Below are 18,077 nucleotides of genomic sequence, written 5' to 3'. Positions count from 1 at the left end.
ATGTGATTTTATGACAAAAATCACAGTAGTTGGAGCAGGTAGCTGGGGAACAGCGTTAGCGATGGTATTAGCTGACAATGGACATGATGTACGTATTTGGGGAAATCGTTCTGAACTTATGGATGAGATTAATACAAAACATGAGAATAGTCGATATCTTCCAGGAATTACATTGCCAAGCACAATCGCAGCCTACTCTTCTTTAGAAGAAGCATTAGTAGATGTAAATGTAGTACTTCTTGTAGTACCAACGAAAGCGTATAGAGAGGTATTACAAGATATGAAGAAATATGTAGCAGGTCCGACTACTTGGATTCATGCAAGTAAAGGGATTGAACCTGGTACATCAAAACGTATTTCGGAAGTGATTGAGGAAGAAATTCCAGAGGACTTGATTAAAGATGTTGTTGTACTATCTGGACCGAGTCATGCTGAAGAAGTTGGTTTACGTCAAGCGACAACTGTTACGTCTGCAGCAAAGCGTATGGAAGCGGCTGAGGAAGTACAAGATTTGTTTATGAATAGTTACTTCCGTGTATACACAAATCCAGATATCGTTGGAGTTGAGCTTGGTGGTGCGTTAAAAAATATTATCGCATTAGCTGCTGGGATAACTGATGGACTTGGATTAGGTGATAATGCGAAAGCGGCATTAATGACACGTGGTTTAACGGAGATTGCTCGTTTAGGAAGAAAAATGGGTGGAAATCCATTAACGTTTGCTGGTCTAACTGGTATGGGAGACTTAATTGTAACTTGTACAAGTGTTCATAGCCGAAATTGGCGCGCTGGAAATATGCTTGGAAAAGGATACTCTTTAGAAGAGGTGTTAGAAAGCATGGGTATGGTTGTAGAAGGTGTAAGAACAACGAAAGCTGCTCACGAATTAGCAGAGAAAATGGAAGTTGAAATGCCGATTACAGCTGCCTTATATGACGTGCTATTCAATGGGAATAATGTGAAAGATGCAGTAGGCTCATTAATGGGACGTGTTCGAAAACATGAAGTGGAAGCTATACCTGACTTACTTTAAAGAAAAGCGACAGAAGTACATTTGTACTTCTGTCGCTTTTTATTTTTATGGGTCTTTTCACCATTTTTTTAATTTTGCATAGGATGAAGAGTAACTTGAGGAGAGGGTGAAAAGAATGGATAATAACATTTTTAATAACATTGAAAAAGAAGCGAAAGTGAATAAAGAAGATATTTTTAAATTAGCATCATCTGTACAGAATGCGAATTTACGTGATGAGACTGTGCTTCGTCAATTGATTCATCAAGTGGCTCTTATGGCAGGACGTGAAGTGCCGAAAGAACAAGAGGATCAAATTGTAAAAGCGATTATTAACAATAATATGCCCGCTGATTTTGGTTCGTTAAGCAAAATGTTTAAAAAATAAGATATAAGAAACAAAGAGTTTGTAGATTGCATATGATAGCCATGAAAGTATGGGAATAGAGCTGTTTTGGGCATATTTGGTCAACCGAAGCGAGAGATACACTCGCTTCGGTTTTATTTTTATTTAGATTAGTGGAAGATGCGAAAAAACCTGTTGATTAAAGTTATATATTCGTAATTTTTAGTAAAATGTTTCTTTTTGTATTTGTTTAAAGATTTTAATTTGTTAAAATAGTATAAAAATAGATTAATAAAAAGGGGTGTGTATATGTCAGAAGGGCTCATAAAAATGTGGTTTGCTTTAGGAGCAATTGGATTTATGTTTTTTGCAGTAAGTTTTATTTTACTAAGTAGATACAAAATAAAGAATAAATTTTTGAAAGGGATTACAGCGTTAGTAGCGTACACCCTTATGATTGTGTCAGGAATTGTTATTTTTCTTGTTGTATTTAGTGGACCTGTACAGCAGTAAAGGGAATGGTCTCGAAAATGCTACATACGGAGCAAGTTATATTAGTATGAAAAGGTGATTTCTAGTGAAAAAAGTCCATATTATTTTAATATTTTGTTGTATGAGCCTTTTAACAGGATGTCTGTATCCGAAAGAAAATATGAAACAAAATGCCGTTCCTTATGAAGATCAGATACAGGTTGTTCAAAAAGCTGTAGTGACATTTAAGGAGCAAAATGAGGGGATATTGCCAATTAAGACGCGGGATATGAGTACGCCTATTTATCAAAAGTATCCAATCGATTTTCAAAAGATTGCTCCGCGTTACATACAAGAAGCGCCAGGAAATGCGTATGAAAGCGGAGGAGTATACCAATACGTATTAATAGACGTTGAAACAGACCCGACAGTAAAGTTAATTGATGTTAGGATGGCTGAACAAATCCAGGAATTATCATTAAAGCTTAAGATGTATCGGGATGAACATCAATATCCGCCTTTTAAAAAGGTAATTTCAGATGGTGTGTATGAATTAGATTTCAAAAAACTAGGATATAAAGATGTGCCGCAAGTGACAAGTCCGTATTCTGGTAAAGGGCTTCCTTTTGTAATCAATGAAAAGGGAGAAATTTATGTTGATTATCGAATCGATTTATATGAAGCGTTGAAAAAAAATGAAGGGCAATTTAAGGAAGGGGAAGATATTCGGAATATACTTTCGAAAGATTCTCCATTTGTACCTGCGTATTCTTTACCGTATACGGTAAAGAATGGAGAACCAATTTTTTTAAAATCATAAGTCATGAACCTTTCTTTTAGTGAATAAGTTCTAGAAGAAAGGTTTTTTATGTTACACAACTTGCGATGCAAACAAAAGGTATTTTTTAATAGTCATATGAAATTGGACAAAATTATATGATATATTGTCCGAACTTCTAGAATACCATTATATTATATCAGATATTATAGGCAACGTTAGAGAAGGTATTAGTTGACTATAAATGTGGAATTATTCCCAAAAATATTGAGGGAGGGAATCACTTGGAAAAGGTAGATATTTTTAAAGATATTGCGGAACGCACAGGCGGTGATATTTATTTTGGAGTTGTAGGAGCTGTTCGAACAGGGAAATCAACATTTATTAAAAAATTTATGGAACTTGTAGTTATTCCTAATATTGAGAATGAGTCTGACCGTCAAAGGGCGCAGGATGAACTGCCTCAAAGTGCTGCTGGTCGTACAATCATGACGACGGAACCGAAGTTTGTTCCAAACCAAGCGGTTTCTATCGAAGTAGATGAAGGTCTTGAAGTGAATATTCGATTGGTAGATTGCGTTGGATATACGGTTCCAGGAGCAAAAGGCTATGAAGATGAGAATGGCCCGCGCATGATTAATACTCCTTGGTATGAAGAACCTATTCCATTCCATGAAGCTGCAGAAATCGGAACACGTAAAGTAATTCAAGAACATTCCACAATTGGTGTTGTAATTACAACAGATGGAACGATTGGGGAAATTCCAAGAAGAGATTATATAGAGGCAGAAGAACGCGTAGTAAATGAGTTAAAAGAAGTCGGAAAACCTTTCATTATGATCATTAACACTGTACAGCCGTATCATCCAGATACAGAGCAATTGCGCCAAAGTTTATCTGAAGAATATGATATCCCAGTCATTGCGATGAGTGTAGAAAGTTTAAGGGAAACAGATGTGTACAATGTGCTTCGAGAGGCTTTATTTGAGTTCCCGGTTTTAGAAGTGAATGTTAACCTTCCGAGCTGGGTGATGGTGTTAAATGAAGGGCATTGGTTACGCCAAAGTTATCAAGAAGCTGTTCAAGAGACTGTGAAGGATATAAAACGTCTTCGTGATGTGGACCGTGTCGTTTGGCAGTTTAGTCAGTATGAATTTATTGATCGAGCGAGCTTAGCTGGCATTGATATGGGGCAAGGTGTAGCAGAGATTGATTTATATGCACCAGATGAATTATATGATCAAATTTTAAAAGAAGTAGTAGGAGTAGAAATTCGAGGGAAAGATCATTTATTAAAGCTTATGCTCGATTTATCTCATGCGAAAATAGAATATGATCAAGTGGCGGATGCCCTGCGTATGGTAAAGCAAACAGGATATGGTGTAGCAGCGCCTGCGTTAGCTGACATGAGCTTAGATGAGCCAGAAATTATTCGTCACGGTTCAAGGTTTGGTGTGAAACTAAAAGCTGTAGCTCCGTCTATTCATATGATTAAAGTAGATGTGGAGTCAACGTTTGAGCCAATCATTGGTACTGAAAAGCAAAGTGAAGAATTAGTTCGTTATTTAATGCAGGATTTTGAAGATGACCCATTATCAATTTGGAATTCTGATATATTCGGACGTTCACTTAGCTCTATTGTTCGAGAAGGTATTCAAGCGAAACTATCTTTAATGCCAGAAAATGCGAGATATAAATTAAAAGAAACGCTAGAAAGAATTATTAATGAAGGATCTGGCGGATTAATTGCGATTATATTATAAGAAAAAATCCCTCTCATCGTAGAGGGATTTTTTTTGATTTTCGCGTATAGAATAGCAAAATAAACAGTCATTATCTAATATATTGTTGTAAATTGTCAAGTTTCATCAGATTTTCACATTTTAAGAGTAACAATTTCCTTAAAAATATTGAATTATAAAGGAGAATCGTATAATATAGGCGTTGATAATGATTTATCTACATCTTTGTAGTATAGAATTTGTAAAAATTGCCTACAAATGAAAGTAAGACTCATTTTATGATCATTATACAGTCTTATCTTTGGGAGGAGGTGAATGGCATGAACAAGACAGATTTAATCAATGCTGTTGCAGAAGCAAGTTCCCTTTCTAAAAAGGACGCAACAAAAGCAGTAGACGCTGTTTTTGATTCTATCTTAGAAGCTTTAAAACAAGGTGATAAAGTACAACTGATCGGATTCGGTAACTTCGAAGTTCGTGAGCGTGCGGCTCGTAAAGGTCGTAACCCACAAACAGGTGAGGAGATTGAAATCGCTGCAAGTAAAGTACCTGCATTCAAACCTGGTAAAGCGTTAAAAGATGCGGTTAAATAATCCTTACATATTAACAGGGAAGAAGAGTTTCCTTTTTGGGAACTCTTCTTTTTGCTTTTAAAAACATAAATATGCTAGAATGTGTTCGTATCACTTTTAGGTTTTCGGGAGGGCTAGCGGATGGCAAAAGTTAATTTAGAACAAATTGAACATGCAGTACGCCTTATTTTAGAGGCAATCGGAGATGACCCAAATCGTGAGGGAGTACTTGATACACCAAAGCGTGTGGCAAAAATGTACGCAGAAGTGTTCGCGGGTATGCATGAAGATCCGAAAGAACATTTGCATAAAGTGTTCGGAGAAGATCACGAGGAGCTTGTACTAGTAAAAGATATACCGTTTTATTCGATGTGTGAGCATCATTTAGTTCCATTCTATGGAGTTGCTCACGTTGCATATATTCCGCAAGGCGGAAAAGTGACAGGGTTAAGTAAATTAGCTCGAACTGTAGATACAATTGCACGTCGTCCACAACTGCAAGAACGTATTACATCAACAGTAGCGAACTCTATTATGGAAGTACTAGAACCGCATGGTGTAATGGTAGTAGTAGAAGCGGAACATATGTGCATGACGATGCGTGGTGTGAAAAAGCCGGGCGCGAAAACTGTAACAACAGCAGTACGTGGTGTGTTAGAAAATGATGCAGCGGCACGTAGTGAAATTTTATCTTTTATTAAAACAAAGTAAAGAAAAGTAGGAAACTGCTTTTCTTTTTTTTTTATGTAAATAAATGATATAGTTTTAGCAAGGCAGAGTGAGAATAGAAAGACTACTAAAAAGAATGGAAGATGTTATTTAGTTCGGTGGAAGTTTGGAAAGAGTAGCCAAGTTTTGGTTATAGAAAATAGAATGTATGTGTTATAATAAGTTTTATGAATTAGAAAACAAGGGTGATTTTTGTGTGTGACATCTACGGAGGGTATGCGGGTATAAGAGAGAAATTGATGGAGAAATTACGCCATCCTTATTTTATAAACTATATTGAAGAACCATTTATTGATGAAGAAAAAATAGCATTGTTATATGGTGCTTTAAAAAGTGAAAATTTACATATAGAACAAATTGAGCATTATGTAGTAACGATTATGCTTGTGCAAATTGCGCTTGATACACATGAAAGAGTATCAAATAAAGCAGGGGAAGAAGCAAATGAATCGCATAAACGTCGCCAGTTAACAGTGCTTGCTGGTGATTACTATAGCGGGTTATATTATTACTTACTGTCTATGAATCGTGATATTGTTTTAATTCGTGCGCTTGCTGAAGGAATTAAAGAAATTAATGAACACAAAATAATGTTATATCAAAAAGCGCATGAAACGATGGATGACATAATGGAAAGTGTAGTAACGATTGAGTCTGCACTCTTGCAAAAAACATGTGATCATTTTCATTTATCGCATTGGAAGCCATTTATAACGTATGTACTAGGAAAAAACCGTCTTCAAAAAGAATGTGAACTGCATGCTGAAAAACAACATTCACCTGTTTTTCAAGCAGTTCAAGGGATTGCGAAGGATCAAGCGGAGGCAGAAACAGTTATTCATGGATGGATGATGGAACTCAGAAAGAAAGAAAATCAATATTTGAAAAACCACACAGATATAAGCGAAATAAACTCTGTGTTAAGAGATAAATCGAAGACATAAGCAATTTTACATTGGAAGAAGGTACGAGCATGCAACAATCAAAAGAAGAAAGAGTACATGATGTATTTGAGAAAATCTCTGATAAATACGATGTGATGAATTCTGTCATTAGTTTTCAAAGACATAAAGCGTGGCGTAAAGAGACGATGCGCATTATGGATGTAAAACCAGGTAACAAGGCTCTCGATGTATGCTGCGGGACAGCGGACTGGACAATTGCGCTAGCTGGAGCGGTAGGTGAACAGGGCAAGGTTGTTGGTTTAGACTTCAGTGAAAATATGTTATCTGTCGGTAAGCAAAAGGTAGAGGCGTTACAATTAAAACAAGTAGAACTTTTACACGGGAATGCAATGGAACTTCCATTTGAAGATAACACATTTGATTATGTAACGATTGGATTTGGTTTACGTAACGTACCGGATTATATGCACGTATTAAAAGAAATGACGCGTGTAGTAAAACCAGGTGGAAAAGTAATTTGTTTAGAAACATCTCAACCAACAATGATTGGTTTTCGACAAGGATATATTTTATACTTTAAATATATCATGCCGTTATTTGGAAAGTTATTTGCGAAAAGTTTTAAAGAATATTCATGGCTGCAAGAATCTGCTAGTACATTCCCGGGTATGAAAGAATTGGCTCATATGTTTGAAGAAGCTGGACTTGAACGTGTACAAGTGAAGCCGTTTACTTTTGGAGTAGCAGCGATGCATTTAGGTATGAAACCAGAATCAAAATAGAAAAAAGAAAAAAGAAAAAAGAAAAAAGAAAAAAGAAGTTTTAGGTTAAGGTGAACAATATGAAGTTACAACTTATGTACTCTTTTTTACGATCGGATATTAATGTGATAGAAAAAGAATTAAAAAAGACAGTTGCTTCTGAACAGCCATTGGTAGAAGAGGCGGCATTACAACTTATTGAAGCTGGTGGGAAGCGAATTCGTCCTGTATTTGTGTTGCTTGCGGGAAAATTTGGAGATTATAAGTTAGATGCAATTAAGCATGTAGCTGTTGCGTTAGAACTTATTCATATGGCTTCTCTTGTTCACGATGATGTTATTGATGCTGCATTTTTACGACGTGGTAGTGCAACTGTGAATGCGAAATGGGGAGATCGTATTGCAATGTATACAGGGGACTATTTGTTCGCTAAGTCTCTTGAATGTATAACAAATATCGAAATTCCAGAGGCGCATCAGGCGCTATCGCATACCATTTTAGAAGTGTGTAAAGGTGAAATTGAACAAATTAAAGATAAGTACAATTATGACCAAAATTTACGAACGTATTTAAGAAGAATAAAGCGAAAAACAGCATTATTAATTGCTGCGAGTTGTCAACTAGGAGCAATTGCTGCTGGCGCTAATCGTGATACGGTAAATCGACTATTTTGGTATGGGTATTTTGTAGGAATGTCGTATCAAATTATTGATGATATTTTAGACTTCGTTTCCACAGAAGAGAAGCTTGGAAAACCTGCTGGTGGTGATTTGTTACAAGGGAATATTACGCTTCCTGCCCTATACGCTATGGAAGATCCCGTGCTTCGTAAGAAAATCACATCTGTACATGAAAATACAACAGCGGACGAAATGAAAGAAATTATTGAGGCTGTAAAAAATAGTGACGCTATTGATCAAGCATTTGCGTTTAGTGAACGTTATTTACATAAAGCATTAGAAATCATAAAACCACTTCCGCGTGGACAAGCGAAGTATGCATTACAAAATGTAGCAAAGTATATTGGGAAACGAAAATTTTAGTGTTTTTTCTAAAAAATAAAATAATCTCTCTATTTCAAAACTATTGCGCAATTGTGATAAGGGTGTTAATATGTGTGTGGGGATATACAATTACATACATAATTCAGAAGTGGAGAGATTTTTTATGGAAAAAACATTTCTAATGGTAAAACCAGACGGTGTACAACGTGCCTTCATTGGGGAAATCGTAGCTCGTTTTGAGAAAAAAGGCTTTCAATTAGTTGGTGCAAAATTAATGCAAGTCACTCCGGAAATTGCTGGACAACACTATGCTGAGCACACAGAGAAACCTTTCTTTGGTGAATTAGTAGACTTTATTACATCTGGACCTGTATTCGCAATGGTATGGCAAGGTGAAGGTGTAGTAGATACAGCTCGTAACATGATGGGTAAAACAAGACCACATGAAGCAGCTCCTGGAACAATTCGTGGAGATTTCGGTGTAACTGTTGCGAAAAACATTATCCATGGTTCTGATTCGTTAGAAAGTGCAGAGCGCGAGATTGCTATTTTCTTTAAGGAAGAAGAATTAGTTGATTACTCAAAATTAATGAATGAATGGATTTACTAATTATTTTGAAATAATTTGTAAACGCTTTAATCACTGTGATAATAGTAGAAAGTGCAAGGAGAATAGGGGTATTCTTCTTGCACTTTTTTTGTTGCAATTAGTTACGAAGTTAGAGCTGTTATGATATATTGATATGTAAAGTAAAAGGCCTATTGGAGAATAAGCGAATGGCTGATCAAATATATAATTACTTTCATATTTTTAGAGTAAGGAAAGATAATATCATTGCTTAATATAGCGGGATAAATACATATACGAAAAGAGGAATAACGTATGCGATATATTACAGCTGGTGAATCTCATGGTCCACAACTTACAACGATTATAGAAGGTGTTCCGGCAGGACTGCCTTTAGTAGCGGATGATATAAATGAAGAGTTAGCTAGAAGGCAAAAGGGGCATGGGCGTGGTAGACGCATGCAAATTGAAACAGATCAAGTGCAAATTGTAAGTGGTGTTAGACATGGAGAGACATTAGGTTCTCCAATTGCACTTGTTGTTGAAAATCGTGATTTTGCACATTGGACAAAAATTATGGGCGCAGAGCCTTTAACGGAACAAGAAGAAAAAGAAATGAAAAGGAAAGTAACAAAACCAAGACCTGGGCATGCTGATTTAAATGGTGCAATTAAATATGGTCATAGAGATATGAGAAATGTACTGGAGCGTTCTTCAGCACGCGAAACGACAGTGCGTGTTGCTGCTGGTGCGGTTGCTAAAAAAGTGTTAGCAGAACTTGGTATTACAGTGGCGGGCCATGTAATTGAAATTGGCGGTGTTGAGGCTCAGGAAATTACGTATAGTTCAATTGAAGAATTAAAAAGTATTACAGAAGCATCACCTGTACGTTGCTTAGATGAAGAAGCAGGTAACCAAATGATGAAAGCAATTGATGATGCGAAAGCAAATGGTGATTCAATAGGTGGAATCGTTGAAGTGATTGTGGAAGGAATGCCAATTGGGGTCGGTAGCTATGTACATTATGATCGAAAACTGGATGCAAAATTAGCAGCTGCAATTATGAGCATTAATGCTTTTAAAGGCGTCGAGATTGGAATTGGTTTTGAAGCAGCGCATAGACCGGGAAGTGAAGTTCATGATGAAATTCTGTGGAATGAGGAACATGGATATACACGAAGAACAAATAATGCAGGTGGATTAGAAGGCGGTATGACGACTGGAATGCCAATTGTTGTGCGCGGTGTGATGAAACCGATCCCTACACTATATAAACCTCTTCAAAGTGTAGATATTGAAACGAAAGAGCCTTTTACAGCGAGCATTGAACGTTCAGATAGTTGTGCTGTGCCAGCAGCTAGTGTCGTTGCAGAAGCGGTTGTGGCTTGGGAATTAGCGACAGCTTTAATAGAACAATTCGGATTAGATCGTATGGACCTTATTCGTGAAAATATTGAGAAACATAATGAATATGCGAGGGGATTTTAATGGGAAACATACATATTCAAACGAAATCAAAAGAATATGATGTACATGTAGGAAAAGAATCGTTGTCACATTTGACAACAATCATTCAAAACATGCAGCCATCTGTATCAAACATCATGATCATTTCAGATGAAGTTGTTGCAACTTTACATTTACAGACAGTTGTAGATGCATTGCAAATAAAGCAAAAAGTATTTTCATTTGTCGTACCGAGTGGCGAAAAAGAGAAGTCTTTTGAAAATTTTTATGCGGCTCATACGTCAGCTCTTGAAAATAAATTAGATAGAAATTCTTTAATTATTGCACTTGGAGGCGGGATGATTGGAGATTTAGCTGGTTTTGTTGCTGCGTCGTTTATGCGTGGAATTCGCTTCGTTCAAGTTCCAACGACTTTATTAGCTCACGATAGCGCAGTAGGTGGGAAAGTAGCAATTAATCACCCGTTAGGTAAAAATATGATAGGGGCATTCCATCAACCAGAAGCAGTTGTATATCATACGCCTTTTTTACAGTCTCTTCCTGAAAAAGAGTGGCGTTCAGGTTATGCAGAAGTGATAAAACATGCTCTTATTGGTGATGTAAAGCTGTATCATTGGTTAAAAGAAGAAGTGCAAACATTAGCGGATCTTCGTGATGAGAAGTTAATCCATATATTAACGAAGGCAATTCCTGTAAAGGCAAACATTGTATCGCAAGATGAAACAGAAAAAGGTGTACGTGCTCATTTGAACTTTGGACATACGTTAGGCCATGCTCTTGAAAAAGAACTAGGATATGGAAATATTACTCACGGTGACGGAGTAGCGGTTGGAATGTTATTTGCCTTATTTTTAAGTGAGCAAGTGTACAAGGTTAATCTTTCTTATGAAGAGATGAAGCAGTGGTTCTTAAAGTACGGATATCCAAAAATGCCAAGTGATTTGAATGTAGAGCGTCTCGTTCAATTAATGAAACAAGATAAGAAAGCGAACGCTGGAGCAATTCATATGGTGTTAATGCAGGAATATGGGGTAGTGAATGTCGTATCTATTCCAGATGAGACTGTTCATATTGCGTTAGAGGCATTTCAAAAGGATATGGTTTAAGAGCTAAGAAGTGCTTGTTTAAAGGTATCCTCGTAATAGTGACGGTTAAGATAAACGATTGCAGTGAGAGATTACAACCTTATTGTAATTGAATTGAATAAAACGACTGGGGGAAGAAAAATGAGAGTGAAAGAGCAATTGTTAACTTTGAGAGCATATGTACCTGGGAAAAATATTGAAGAAGTAAAAAGGGAATATGGATTATCAAAAATTGTGAAATTAGCATCGAACGAAAATCCATTCGGTTGCTCAGCACGCGTAACAGAAGCATTAACTTCTTTAGCGAGTCAATACGCTCTTTATCCAGATGGATATGCATTTGAACTTCGGACAAAAGTAGCAGAGCAGTTAGGTGTCAAAGCAGAACAACTGTTATTTGGTAGTGGATTAGATGAAGTCATTCAAATGATTAGCCGTGCATTACTACATGAAGGAACAAATGTTGTAATGGCGAATCCAACATTCTCGCAATACCATCACCATGCTGTTATTGAAGGAGCAGAAGTTCGTGAAGTATCACTTAAAGATGGCATTCACGATTTAGATGCGATGTTACAGCAAGTAGATGATAAAACGAAGATTGTATGGATTTGTAACCCGAATAATCCGACAGGTACATATGTAGAGAAACAAAACTTACTTTCATTTTTAGAATCAGTTCCTAAGTCAGCGCTCGTTATTATGGACGAAGCATATTATGAATATGTGGGGGCAGAAGACTATCCGCAAACATTACCACTTCTTGAAAAGTATGAAAATCTTATGGTTTTACGCACGTTTTCAAAAGCATATGGTTTAGCTGCTTTCCGTATCGGATATGCGGTTGGTAATGCGAATTTAATCGGGCAGCTAGAAGTAGCAAGGTTACCATTTAATACATCGACTGTAGCGCAGGCTGTAGCACTCGCTGCATTAGAAGATCAAGTATTTTTACAAGAATGTGTGAAAAAAAATGAAGAAGGATTAAATCAATATTACGCATTTTGTAAGGAATATAACGTATTCTATTATCCATCTCAAACAAATTTCATTTTCTTAAAACTCGGTATTCCTGGTAATGAGGCTTTCGAACGATTAATGAAGAAAGGATATATTGTTCGTTCTGGTGCTGCATTTGGTATACATGATGGTATTCGTATTACTGTCGGTTTGAAAGAAGAAAATGATGAAATTATAGAATTATTGAAAGAGCTTGTAAATGAGCAAGTAAAGAAAGAAGAAACATACTCTTAAGAGTTTGTGAAGGCTCCTAATATAGGAGTCTTTTTTATTTAAATGAAGGCCTGTAAAGCTTGATCCGTGCGTGTTAATAATTAATAAGGGAAGTTATTTGCACGGTAATGAAAGAAAACGGTACAATAGAAAGTAGTAATGCGGTATCGGTGTCATATTCGAATCGTTATGAGTGAAAGTACAAGAAGAAGTATGCTTATTCTAAAGGTTGCGTTCGTACACCTAGTTGCTTATGATAAAGTGAAACTTTAATCAGTGAGGGGATGCTTATCCCCTCACTGATTATTAGCCCGCACCAATCGGGGTAAATGAACAGAAAATAATATTTGTTAGAATTAAAGGAGACGTTTATGCAAAAGTTTGAACAAGCTGTTTCATATATTGAAAATGGTGAAGCGGAAAAAGGATTACAATTATTAAAAGAACAATTAAAAATTGCGAATGATGAAGAGAAGTATGATATCGCTCGCTATTATCATACACTTGGATTTACGGATGAAGCGTTAGCTATTACAGAAGACTTGCGTTTATTGTATCCGGAAGAAAGTGAATTCACTGTATTTTTAGCAGAATTATATATTGATCTAGACAAAGAAGATGAAGCGATTGAAGTGCTTCATGATATTCCAGAAAATGATGACTTATATGTTCAATCGTTATTACTTGTTGCAGATTTATTCCAAATGCAAGGTTTCGATGATGTAGCAGAACAAAAACTATTAAAGGCGAAAGAAATGATGCCTGACGAACCTGTTATTACGTTTGGATTAGCAGAGTTATATAGTAGTAAAGGTGAAGAACAAAAGGCAATCACTCATTATGAGTCGCTATTAGCAGAACATAAAGTCATGGGTGGTGTTGTCATTGCACTTCGCCTCGCAGAGACGTTAAGTGCGATTGGAAATTGGGAAGAAGCGATCTCTTACTATGAAGCAGGTTTAGAGGAACAAAAAGATATCCACTCATTATTTGGATATGCCTTCACATTATACCAAGGTGAAGAATACCAAAGAGCAATTGGTGCTTGGCAAGAACTAAAAGAATTAGATCCGGAGTATGCATCGCTTTACATGTATTTGGCGAAAAGCTATGAAAAAGAAGGAATGCTTCAAGAAAGCTATGAAACACTTCAAGAAGGAATTAAAGTAGATGAGCTTTCTGTACCATTTTACGTAGAATTAGCGAACATTGCGGCAAAATTAGGAAAAATAGCGGAAGCAGAGGAAGTGCTTCAAAAAGCGCTTGAGTTAGATCCAGGACATTTAGGTGCGATATTAAAATATGCGTATATCTTAAAAGAACAGGAAAAATATGAAGAGTTAATTGCAGTTGTAGAGCGTGCGATTGATAGCGGAGAACCAGATACACAACTACTTTGGGATCTTGCGTTTGCAAAAAAACAATTAGAAATGTATTCGGATGCATTAAAACACTATGAAAGTGCATATACTTCTTTTAAGAATCATCCAGACTTCTTGGAAGAGTACGGTTATTTCTTATTGGAAGAAGGTATGCGAAAAGAGGCGAAAGAAGTATTTACTCAGTTAATACAACTAGACCCGACACAAATTCATATTGAAGAATTGTTATATAATTTAGAGGATTTTTCATAAGTTGGAAGGAAACTGAATACCGCTTCTTGAATCTAAAAAGAAAAGAGAAAGACAGAGGAGGGACTTAATTGCTATGAATACCCCTGTTTCTGTAAACGAGAAGAAGGATTTTGTAAAATGGTTTTTGAATAATTACCAACTGAAACAGCGTGAATGCGTATGGATTTTGAATTATTTAATGAGTCATGACCAATTGATGCATAAAGTCCACTTCGTAGAGCATGCAAAATATTGTCCGCGTGGTTTAGTGATGTCCGCGAATTGTGTGAAAGACACACCGTTTCACTTTTTTAAACAAAATGTTATGACAACAGATGCTGAAAAATCGTTTCATGATATTCGTTTAAATCGAGATGAAGATATTTATATTCAACTCAATTTTAAATCATCGTTTCAAAATGCCAATTATGTAGCTGTATTAGAAGAAAACCCGTATTTACCAAAGCATATTGAAGTAAATGAAAAAGATCGTTTACTTGCAGAAAGATTTTTAGAAGAAAGTGTATTTTCTTTTAGAAGAGAACGTCTTTTGAAACAAATTGATGAAGCGCTGGATAAGCAAGATAAGGAAGCGTTTCATAAGTTAACAGCTGAGTTAAAGATGTTATAGAATTCATTTGGATTCATAAAATTTTACAAATTTCAGACTTTTTAAGAAAAACTACCTTAATATAGGTAGTTTTTCTTTTTTTACCTCTTTTAGTATGGTTTAATATATATAAAGTGAAAGTTCTGTCATTTACAAATGAAGGGAGGGAAGACATTTGAAATGGAGTGTAAAAGATGTGGAGCAGTTTGAGCAAGCAAGAGAGTATGTAGATACTGGTGTTATACCACTTTTATCAATTTCGGCAGCAAAAGAAATGAAAATGGTAGTAGAACAAGGTGAATTTATCGAATTGTTGAGTATGGAGTTGGAAAGAGAATATAAAGGAAGAGTACTTTTACTACCTGCATTTACGTATTTAGTAGAAAGTCAAAAAAATGAAAAAGGTCGTTTGCAAGAATGGACAAATCATTTGCAAAAGCAAGGTTTTAAGCATATTGCTTATGTTACAAGTGATTTTTCATGGAAAGAAGATATGCAAGAGTTACAAGGAGATTTATTTTGGTTTCCTTCATTAGCGTTAGAACAATTTAGTGATCAAGCGAAAAGAGAAGTTATTCATGCACATATAAAAAATATAATGGTGATGTTAGAAAAAAAATGGGGAAAGTAGTAATAAACAGAAAGTTCTTATTATTATGAGTAGTATGATATTGACCTGTACCTAAGCGTATTATATCATGATAGTGTCCTAGTTTTTATTTTTTATATAATTTATCACGAGGGGACAATTTCTGATAGAGGGGGGAAATTTTCGTGAGCGAGAAAGAACATCGTGTATCAAGAAGACAGTTTTTAAATTACACCCTTACAGGGGTAGGAGGCTTTATGGCAGCGGGTATTTTAATGCCGATGACGCGATTTGCGCTTGATCCGGTGTTAAGAAAAGAAGCGGGAACGGATATGGTTGCTGTTGCACAAGTAAAGGATATTACAACAGAGCCGAAACGTTTCGACTTTAAGGTGAAGCAGGTTGATGGTTGGTACAAGTCCGAAGAGCCAAAATCAGCTTGGGTTCATAAAGATGAAAGCGGAGACATTGTTGCGTTCTCTCCAGTATGTAAACATTTGGGATGTACAGTTAACTGGAATTCGGACAAAGCACATCCGAATCAATTCTTTTGTCCATGTCACGGGGGCCGTTACACAAAAGACGGGATGAACATTAAAGGTACGCCGCCCCTTGCTCCGCTTGATGTATACGAGTCCAAAGTAAAAGATGGAACGCTGTATTTAGGCAAAGCGAAGCCAAAAGGGGGTGCAAAGTAGATGCTAAATAAAATTTATGATTGGGTAGATGAAAGGTTAGATATTACACCAATATGGCGTGATATCGCTGATCATGAAGTACCTGAACATGTAAACCCGGCACATCACTTTTCTGCATTCGTTTATTGCTTTGGAGGACTTACCTTTTTCGTTACTGTAATTCAAATTTTATCAGGAATGTTTTTGACGATGTATTATGTGCCTGATATTAAAAATGCTTGGGAATCGGTTTATTATTTACAAAATGAAGTTGCATATGGGCAAATTGTTCGTGGTATGCACCACTGGGGCGCTAGTCTCGTCATTGTAATGATGTTTTTACATACACTTAGAGTTTTCTTCCAGGGTGCGTATAAAAAGCCTCGTGAGTTAAACTGGATTGTTGGTGTTCTTATTTTCTTTGTTATGTTAGGTCTTGGTTTTACCGGATATTTATTACCGTGGGATATGAAAGCATTATTTGCTACGAAAGTAGGGATTCAAATTGCAGAGCAAACGCCGCTCATTGGTCCTTATATTAAAACATTACTCGCTGGTCATTCCGAAATTGTTGGCGCTCAAACATTAACTCGCTTCTTTGCTATTCACGTATTCTTCTTACCAGCAGCACTTCTAGGTTTAATGGCCTTCCACTTCATCATGATTCGCAAACAAGGTATTTCCGGTCCGCTATAAGAGATTGCTAAATTAAAGGGGAAAGAACTAAAGGAGGGAGATTATGCATCGAGGCAAAGGGATGAAGTTTGTAGGAGATTCTCGGGTACCAGTAGCTCGGAAACCAAATATTCCAAAAGACTATTCTGAATACCCAGGAAAAACAGAAGCGTTTTGGCCGAACTTCTTGTTAAAAGAATGGATGGTTGGTGCAGTTTTTTTAATCGGTTATTTATGTTTAACAGTGGCGCATCCGTCACCACTTGAGAGAATGGCGGATCCAACTGATGCCGGATATATACCACTTCCAGATTGGTATTTCTTATTCTTGTATCAGTTATTAAAGTATTCTTATGCTTCTGGTTCATTTACTGTAATTGGAGCGTTTATTATGCCAGGGATTGCGTTTGGCGCATTACTGTTAGCTCCATTTCTTGATCGAGGCCCAGAAAGACGCCCATTGAAGCGTCCTGTAGCAACTGGATTTATGCTTTTAGCAATTGCATCGATTATCTTTTTAACTTGGGAATCTGTAGCACACCACGACTGGGAAGCTGCAAAAAAACAAGGAGCAATTGTAAAAACAGCACCAGTTGATAAAAATGATGACGGCTATAAATTAATGCAAAAAAATACTTGTTTAACATGTCACGGTGACAATTTACAAGGCGGGGCAGCAGCACCAGCACTGCAAAACTTAACTTTAAAGCCAGAAGAAATTGCTAAAATTGCGAAAGACGGAAAAGGTTCCATGCCTAAAGGGGTATTTAAAGGTACAGATGAGGAACTGAAAAAGCTTTCGGAATTCGTTGCAAAGTATAATAAAAAATAATGAAAAGCTGACTACAAAAAAATGAAGTGCCCCCCGAAAACGGGACACCTATCAAAACACCTAAACCACTTGTTCCCTAAATTCTTTAGGGGATAGGTGGTTTAATTTTTCTTGAATTCGCACACAATTGTAGTAATGAATGTATTCTAGCACAATCTTTCGCACAGTTGTGTTGGATACTTTTGTTATCTTTTGTGAGTAGAAATCTTCACTTTTTAAATGACCAAAGATACGTTTGATCTGTACGATACCATTGCATGCATGTCTTAATTTGGGAAACATTTTTAATTCCGAGTTTCTCCATAATTGTACGATTTGAATAACCGTCTTTCTTCATTTCAATGACTTTCCACTTTGTTTCTTCTGGGTAATGAACTCTTGTCTTCAAACGACAAACACCTCCATTGA

Annotated in this window: 21 protein-coding genes and 1 pseudogene; 20 read left to right on the top strand and 2 right to left on the bottom strand. The window is 36.4% G+C overall.

What is annotated here, in order from left to right; all coding sequences use genetic code 11:
• The first annotated feature begins 10 nt into the window (after nucleotides 1-10).
• From ACUN0F_RS26010 to qcrC, 20 genes are all read left to right on the top strand, one after another.
• Entirely contained in the window at nucleotides 11-1,033 is a 1,023-nt protein-coding gene (locus ACUN0F_RS26010) for an NAD(P)H-dependent glycerol-3-phosphate dehydrogenase (RefSeq protein ID WP_149294105.1), read from the top strand.
• 115 nt (nucleotides 1,034-1,148) lie between these two features.
• Nucleotides 1,149-1,400: a stage VI sporulation protein F gene (locus tag ACUN0F_RS26005; protein ID WP_000369753.1), complete on the top strand. Its 252-nt coding sequence runs from the start codon at nucleotides 1,149-1,151 to the stop codon at nucleotides 1,398-1,400.
• A gap of 267 nt (nucleotides 1,401-1,667) precedes the next feature.
• On the top strand, nucleotides 1,668-1,871 hold the full coding sequence (locus ACUN0F_RS26000; protein ID WP_001288995.1) for a DUF2768 domain-containing protein: 204 nt from the start codon (nucleotides 1,668-1,670) through the stop codon (nucleotides 1,869-1,871).
• A gap of 64 nt (nucleotides 1,872-1,935) precedes the next feature.
• Nucleotides 1,936-2,649 (top strand): hypothetical protein, encoded by a 714-nt coding sequence (locus ACUN0F_RS25995; protein ID WP_445540415.1) that lies wholly within the window; start codon nucleotides 1,936-1,938, stop codon nucleotides 2,647-2,649.
• A gap of 242 nt (nucleotides 2,650-2,891) precedes the next feature.
• Entirely contained in the window at nucleotides 2,892-4,370 is a 1,479-nt protein-coding gene (gene spoIVA / locus ACUN0F_RS25990; RefSeq protein WP_000416519.1) for a stage IV sporulation protein A, read from the top strand.
• A gap of 299 nt (nucleotides 4,371-4,669) precedes the next feature.
• Nucleotides 4,670-4,942, top strand: coding sequence for an HU family DNA-binding protein (locus ACUN0F_RS25985; RefSeq protein WP_001043860.1), 273 nt, complete (start codon nucleotides 4,670-4,672; stop codon nucleotides 4,940-4,942).
• 120 nt (nucleotides 4,943-5,062) lie between these two features.
• The gene (gene folE / locus ACUN0F_RS25980; RefSeq protein WP_001151478.1) at nucleotides 5,063-5,632 is read left to right on the top strand and encodes a GTP cyclohydrolase I FolE; all 570 of its coding nucleotides are present in this window, start codon (nucleotides 5,063-5,065) and stop codon (nucleotides 5,630-5,632) included.
• A gap of 212 nt (nucleotides 5,633-5,844) precedes the next feature.
• Nucleotides 5,845-6,594, top strand: a complete 750-nt coding sequence (locus ACUN0F_RS25975; protein WP_002007280.1) for a heptaprenyl diphosphate synthase component 1 — start codon at nucleotides 5,845-5,847, stop codon at nucleotides 6,592-6,594.
• A 29-nt stretch (nucleotides 6,595-6,623) separates the two neighbouring features.
• Nucleotides 6,624-7,337: a 2-heptaprenyl-1,4-naphthoquinone methyltransferase gene (gene menG / locus ACUN0F_RS25970; protein ID WP_001187660.1), complete on the top strand. Its 714-nt coding sequence runs from the start codon at nucleotides 6,624-6,626 to the stop codon at nucleotides 7,335-7,337.
• Between the two features lie 59 nt (nucleotides 7,338-7,396).
• Nucleotides 7,397-8,359, top strand: coding sequence for a heptaprenyl diphosphate synthase component II (gene hepT / locus ACUN0F_RS25965; RefSeq protein ID WP_000776074.1), 963 nt, complete (start codon nucleotides 7,397-7,399; stop codon nucleotides 8,357-8,359).
• A gap of 124 nt (nucleotides 8,360-8,483) precedes the next feature.
• Nucleotides 8,484-8,930: a nucleoside-diphosphate kinase gene (gene ndk, locus ACUN0F_RS25960; RefSeq protein WP_000415885.1), complete on the top strand. Its 447-nt coding sequence runs from the start codon at nucleotides 8,484-8,486 to the stop codon at nucleotides 8,928-8,930.
• A gap of 273 nt (nucleotides 8,931-9,203) precedes the next feature.
• A complete protein-coding gene (gene aroC, locus ACUN0F_RS25955) occupies nucleotides 9,204-10,376 on the top strand; it encodes a chorismate synthase (protein ID WP_001269357.1) in 1,173 nt (390 codons plus the stop codon).
• Nucleotides 10,376-11,461 carry a 3-dehydroquinate synthase gene (gene aroB / locus ACUN0F_RS25950; RefSeq protein WP_064473268.1) on the top strand — a complete coding sequence of 362 codons (1,086 nt, stop codon included), beginning with the start codon at nucleotides 10,376-10,378 and terminating at the stop codon, nucleotides 11,459-11,461. The genes aroC and aroB overlap by 1 nt, the downstream gene beginning before the upstream one ends.
• Nucleotides 11,462-11,581: 120 nt before the next feature.
• Nucleotides 11,582-12,694 (top strand): histidinol-phosphate transaminase, encoded by a 1,113-nt coding sequence (hisC, locus tag ACUN0F_RS25945; RefSeq protein ID WP_046958925.1) that lies wholly within the window; start codon nucleotides 11,582-11,584, stop codon nucleotides 12,692-12,694.
• Nucleotides 12,695-13,044: 350 nt separating this feature from the next.
• Nucleotides 13,045-14,307, top strand: coding sequence for a tetratricopeptide repeat protein (locus ACUN0F_RS25940; RefSeq protein ID WP_001168667.1), 1,263 nt, complete (start codon nucleotides 13,045-13,047; stop codon nucleotides 14,305-14,307).
• Between the two features lie 73 nt (nucleotides 14,308-14,380).
• On the top strand, nucleotides 14,381-14,917 hold the full coding sequence (locus ACUN0F_RS25935; protein ID WP_001095922.1) for a ReoY family proteolytic degradation factor: 537 nt from the start codon (nucleotides 14,381-14,383) through the stop codon (nucleotides 14,915-14,917).
• Nucleotides 14,918-15,071: 154 nt separating this feature from the next.
• Nucleotides 15,072-15,527 carry a YpiF family protein gene (locus ACUN0F_RS25930; protein ID WP_046955220.1) on the top strand — a complete coding sequence of 152 codons (456 nt, stop codon included), beginning with the start codon at nucleotides 15,072-15,074 and terminating at the stop codon, nucleotides 15,525-15,527.
• A gap of 143 nt (nucleotides 15,528-15,670) precedes the next feature.
• Nucleotides 15,671-16,183, top strand: coding sequence for a menaquinol-cytochrome c reductase iron-sulfur subunit (gene qcrA / locus ACUN0F_RS25925; RefSeq protein WP_001290419.1), 513 nt, complete (start codon nucleotides 15,671-15,673; stop codon nucleotides 16,181-16,183).
• Entirely contained in the window at nucleotides 16,184-16,858 is a 675-nt protein-coding gene (qcrB, locus tag ACUN0F_RS25920; RefSeq protein ID WP_000932700.1) for a menaquinol-cytochrome c reductase cytochrome b subunit, read from the top strand. It begins immediately after the preceding gene.
• A 43-nt stretch (nucleotides 16,859-16,901) separates the two neighbouring features.
• Complete coding sequence (gene qcrC, locus ACUN0F_RS25915) at nucleotides 16,902-17,669, top strand: menaquinol-cytochrome c reductase cytochrome b/c subunit (protein ID WP_000554601.1); 768 nt, start codon at nucleotides 16,902-16,904, stop codon at nucleotides 17,667-17,669.
• Between the two features lie 60 nt (nucleotides 17,670-17,729).
• On the opposite strand, the pseudogene ACUN0F_RS25910 reads toward qcrC, so the two are convergent.
• Together ACUN0F_RS25910 and ACUN0F_RS25905 are read right to left on the bottom strand one after the other, a co-directional pair.
• Nucleotides 17,730-17,900, bottom strand: a pseudogene (locus tag ACUN0F_RS25910) (IS3 family transposase); the annotation flags it as partial.
• Nucleotides 17,878-18,057: a hypothetical protein gene (locus tag ACUN0F_RS25905; RefSeq protein ID WP_445540414.1), complete on the bottom strand. Its 180-nt coding sequence runs from the start codon at nucleotides 18,055-18,057 to the stop codon at nucleotides 17,878-17,880. The gene ACUN0F_RS25905 and the pseudogene ACUN0F_RS25910, both read right to left, overlap by 23 nt.
• Nucleotides 18,058-18,077 lie beyond the last annotated feature (20 nt).

It is taken from the genome of Bacillus sp. 1A (assembly GCF_052682215.1).
Note: the sequence above shows the minus strand (reverse complement) of the source record. Positions and strands in the feature narration are given on the sequence as shown.

Bases quoted from the DNA above. Each gene is read 5' to 3' on its own strand.
- menG (WP_001187660.1), top strand. From the start codon at position 6,624: ATGCAACAATCAAAAGAAGAAAGAGTACATGATGTATTTGAGAAAATC.
- ACUN0F_RS26010 (WP_149294105.1), top strand. From the start codon at position 11: ATGACAAAAATCACAGTAGTTGGAGCAGGTAGCTGGGGAACAGCGTTA.
- ACUN0F_RS25935 (WP_001095922.1), top strand. From the start codon at position 14,381: ATGAATACCCCTGTTTCTGTAAACGAGAAGAAGGATTTTGTAAAATGG.
- aroB (WP_064473268.1), top strand. From the start codon at position 10,376: ATGGGAAACATACATATTCAAACGAAATCAAAAGAATATGATGTACAT.
- qcrC (WP_000554601.1), top strand. From the start codon at position 16,902: ATGCATCGAGGCAAAGGGATGAAGTTTGTAGGAGATTCTCGGGTACCA.
- hisC (WP_046958925.1), top strand. From the start codon at position 11,582: ATGAGAGTGAAAGAGCAATTGTTAACTTTGAGAGCATATGTACCTGGG.
- ACUN0F_RS26005 (WP_000369753.1), top strand. From the start codon at position 1,149: ATGGATAATAACATTTTTAATAACATTGAAAAAGAAGCGAAAGTGAAT.
- folE (WP_001151478.1), top strand. From the start codon at position 5,063: ATGGCAAAAGTTAATTTAGAACAAATTGAACATGCAGTACGCCTTATT.
- ACUN0F_RS25940 (WP_001168667.1), top strand. From the start codon at position 13,045: ATGCAAAAGTTTGAACAAGCTGTTTCATATATTGAAAATGGTGAAGCG.
- ACUN0F_RS26000 (WP_001288995.1), top strand. From the start codon at position 1,668: ATGTCAGAAGGGCTCATAAAAATGTGGTTTGCTTTAGGAGCAATTGGA.
- qcrB (WP_000932700.1), top strand. From the start codon at position 16,184: ATGCTAAATAAAATTTATGATTGGGTAGATGAAAGGTTAGATATTACA.
- hepT (WP_000776074.1), top strand. From the start codon at position 7,397: ATGAAGTTACAACTTATGTACTCTTTTTTACGATCGGATATTAATGTG.
- ACUN0F_RS25985 (WP_001043860.1), top strand. From the start codon at position 4,670: ATGAACAAGACAGATTTAATCAATGCTGTTGCAGAAGCAAGTTCCCTT.
- ndk (WP_000415885.1), top strand. From the start codon at position 8,484: ATGGAAAAAACATTTCTAATGGTAAAACCAGACGGTGTACAACGTGCC.
- aroC (WP_001269357.1), top strand. From the start codon at position 9,204: ATGCGATATATTACAGCTGGTGAATCTCATGGTCCACAACTTACAACG.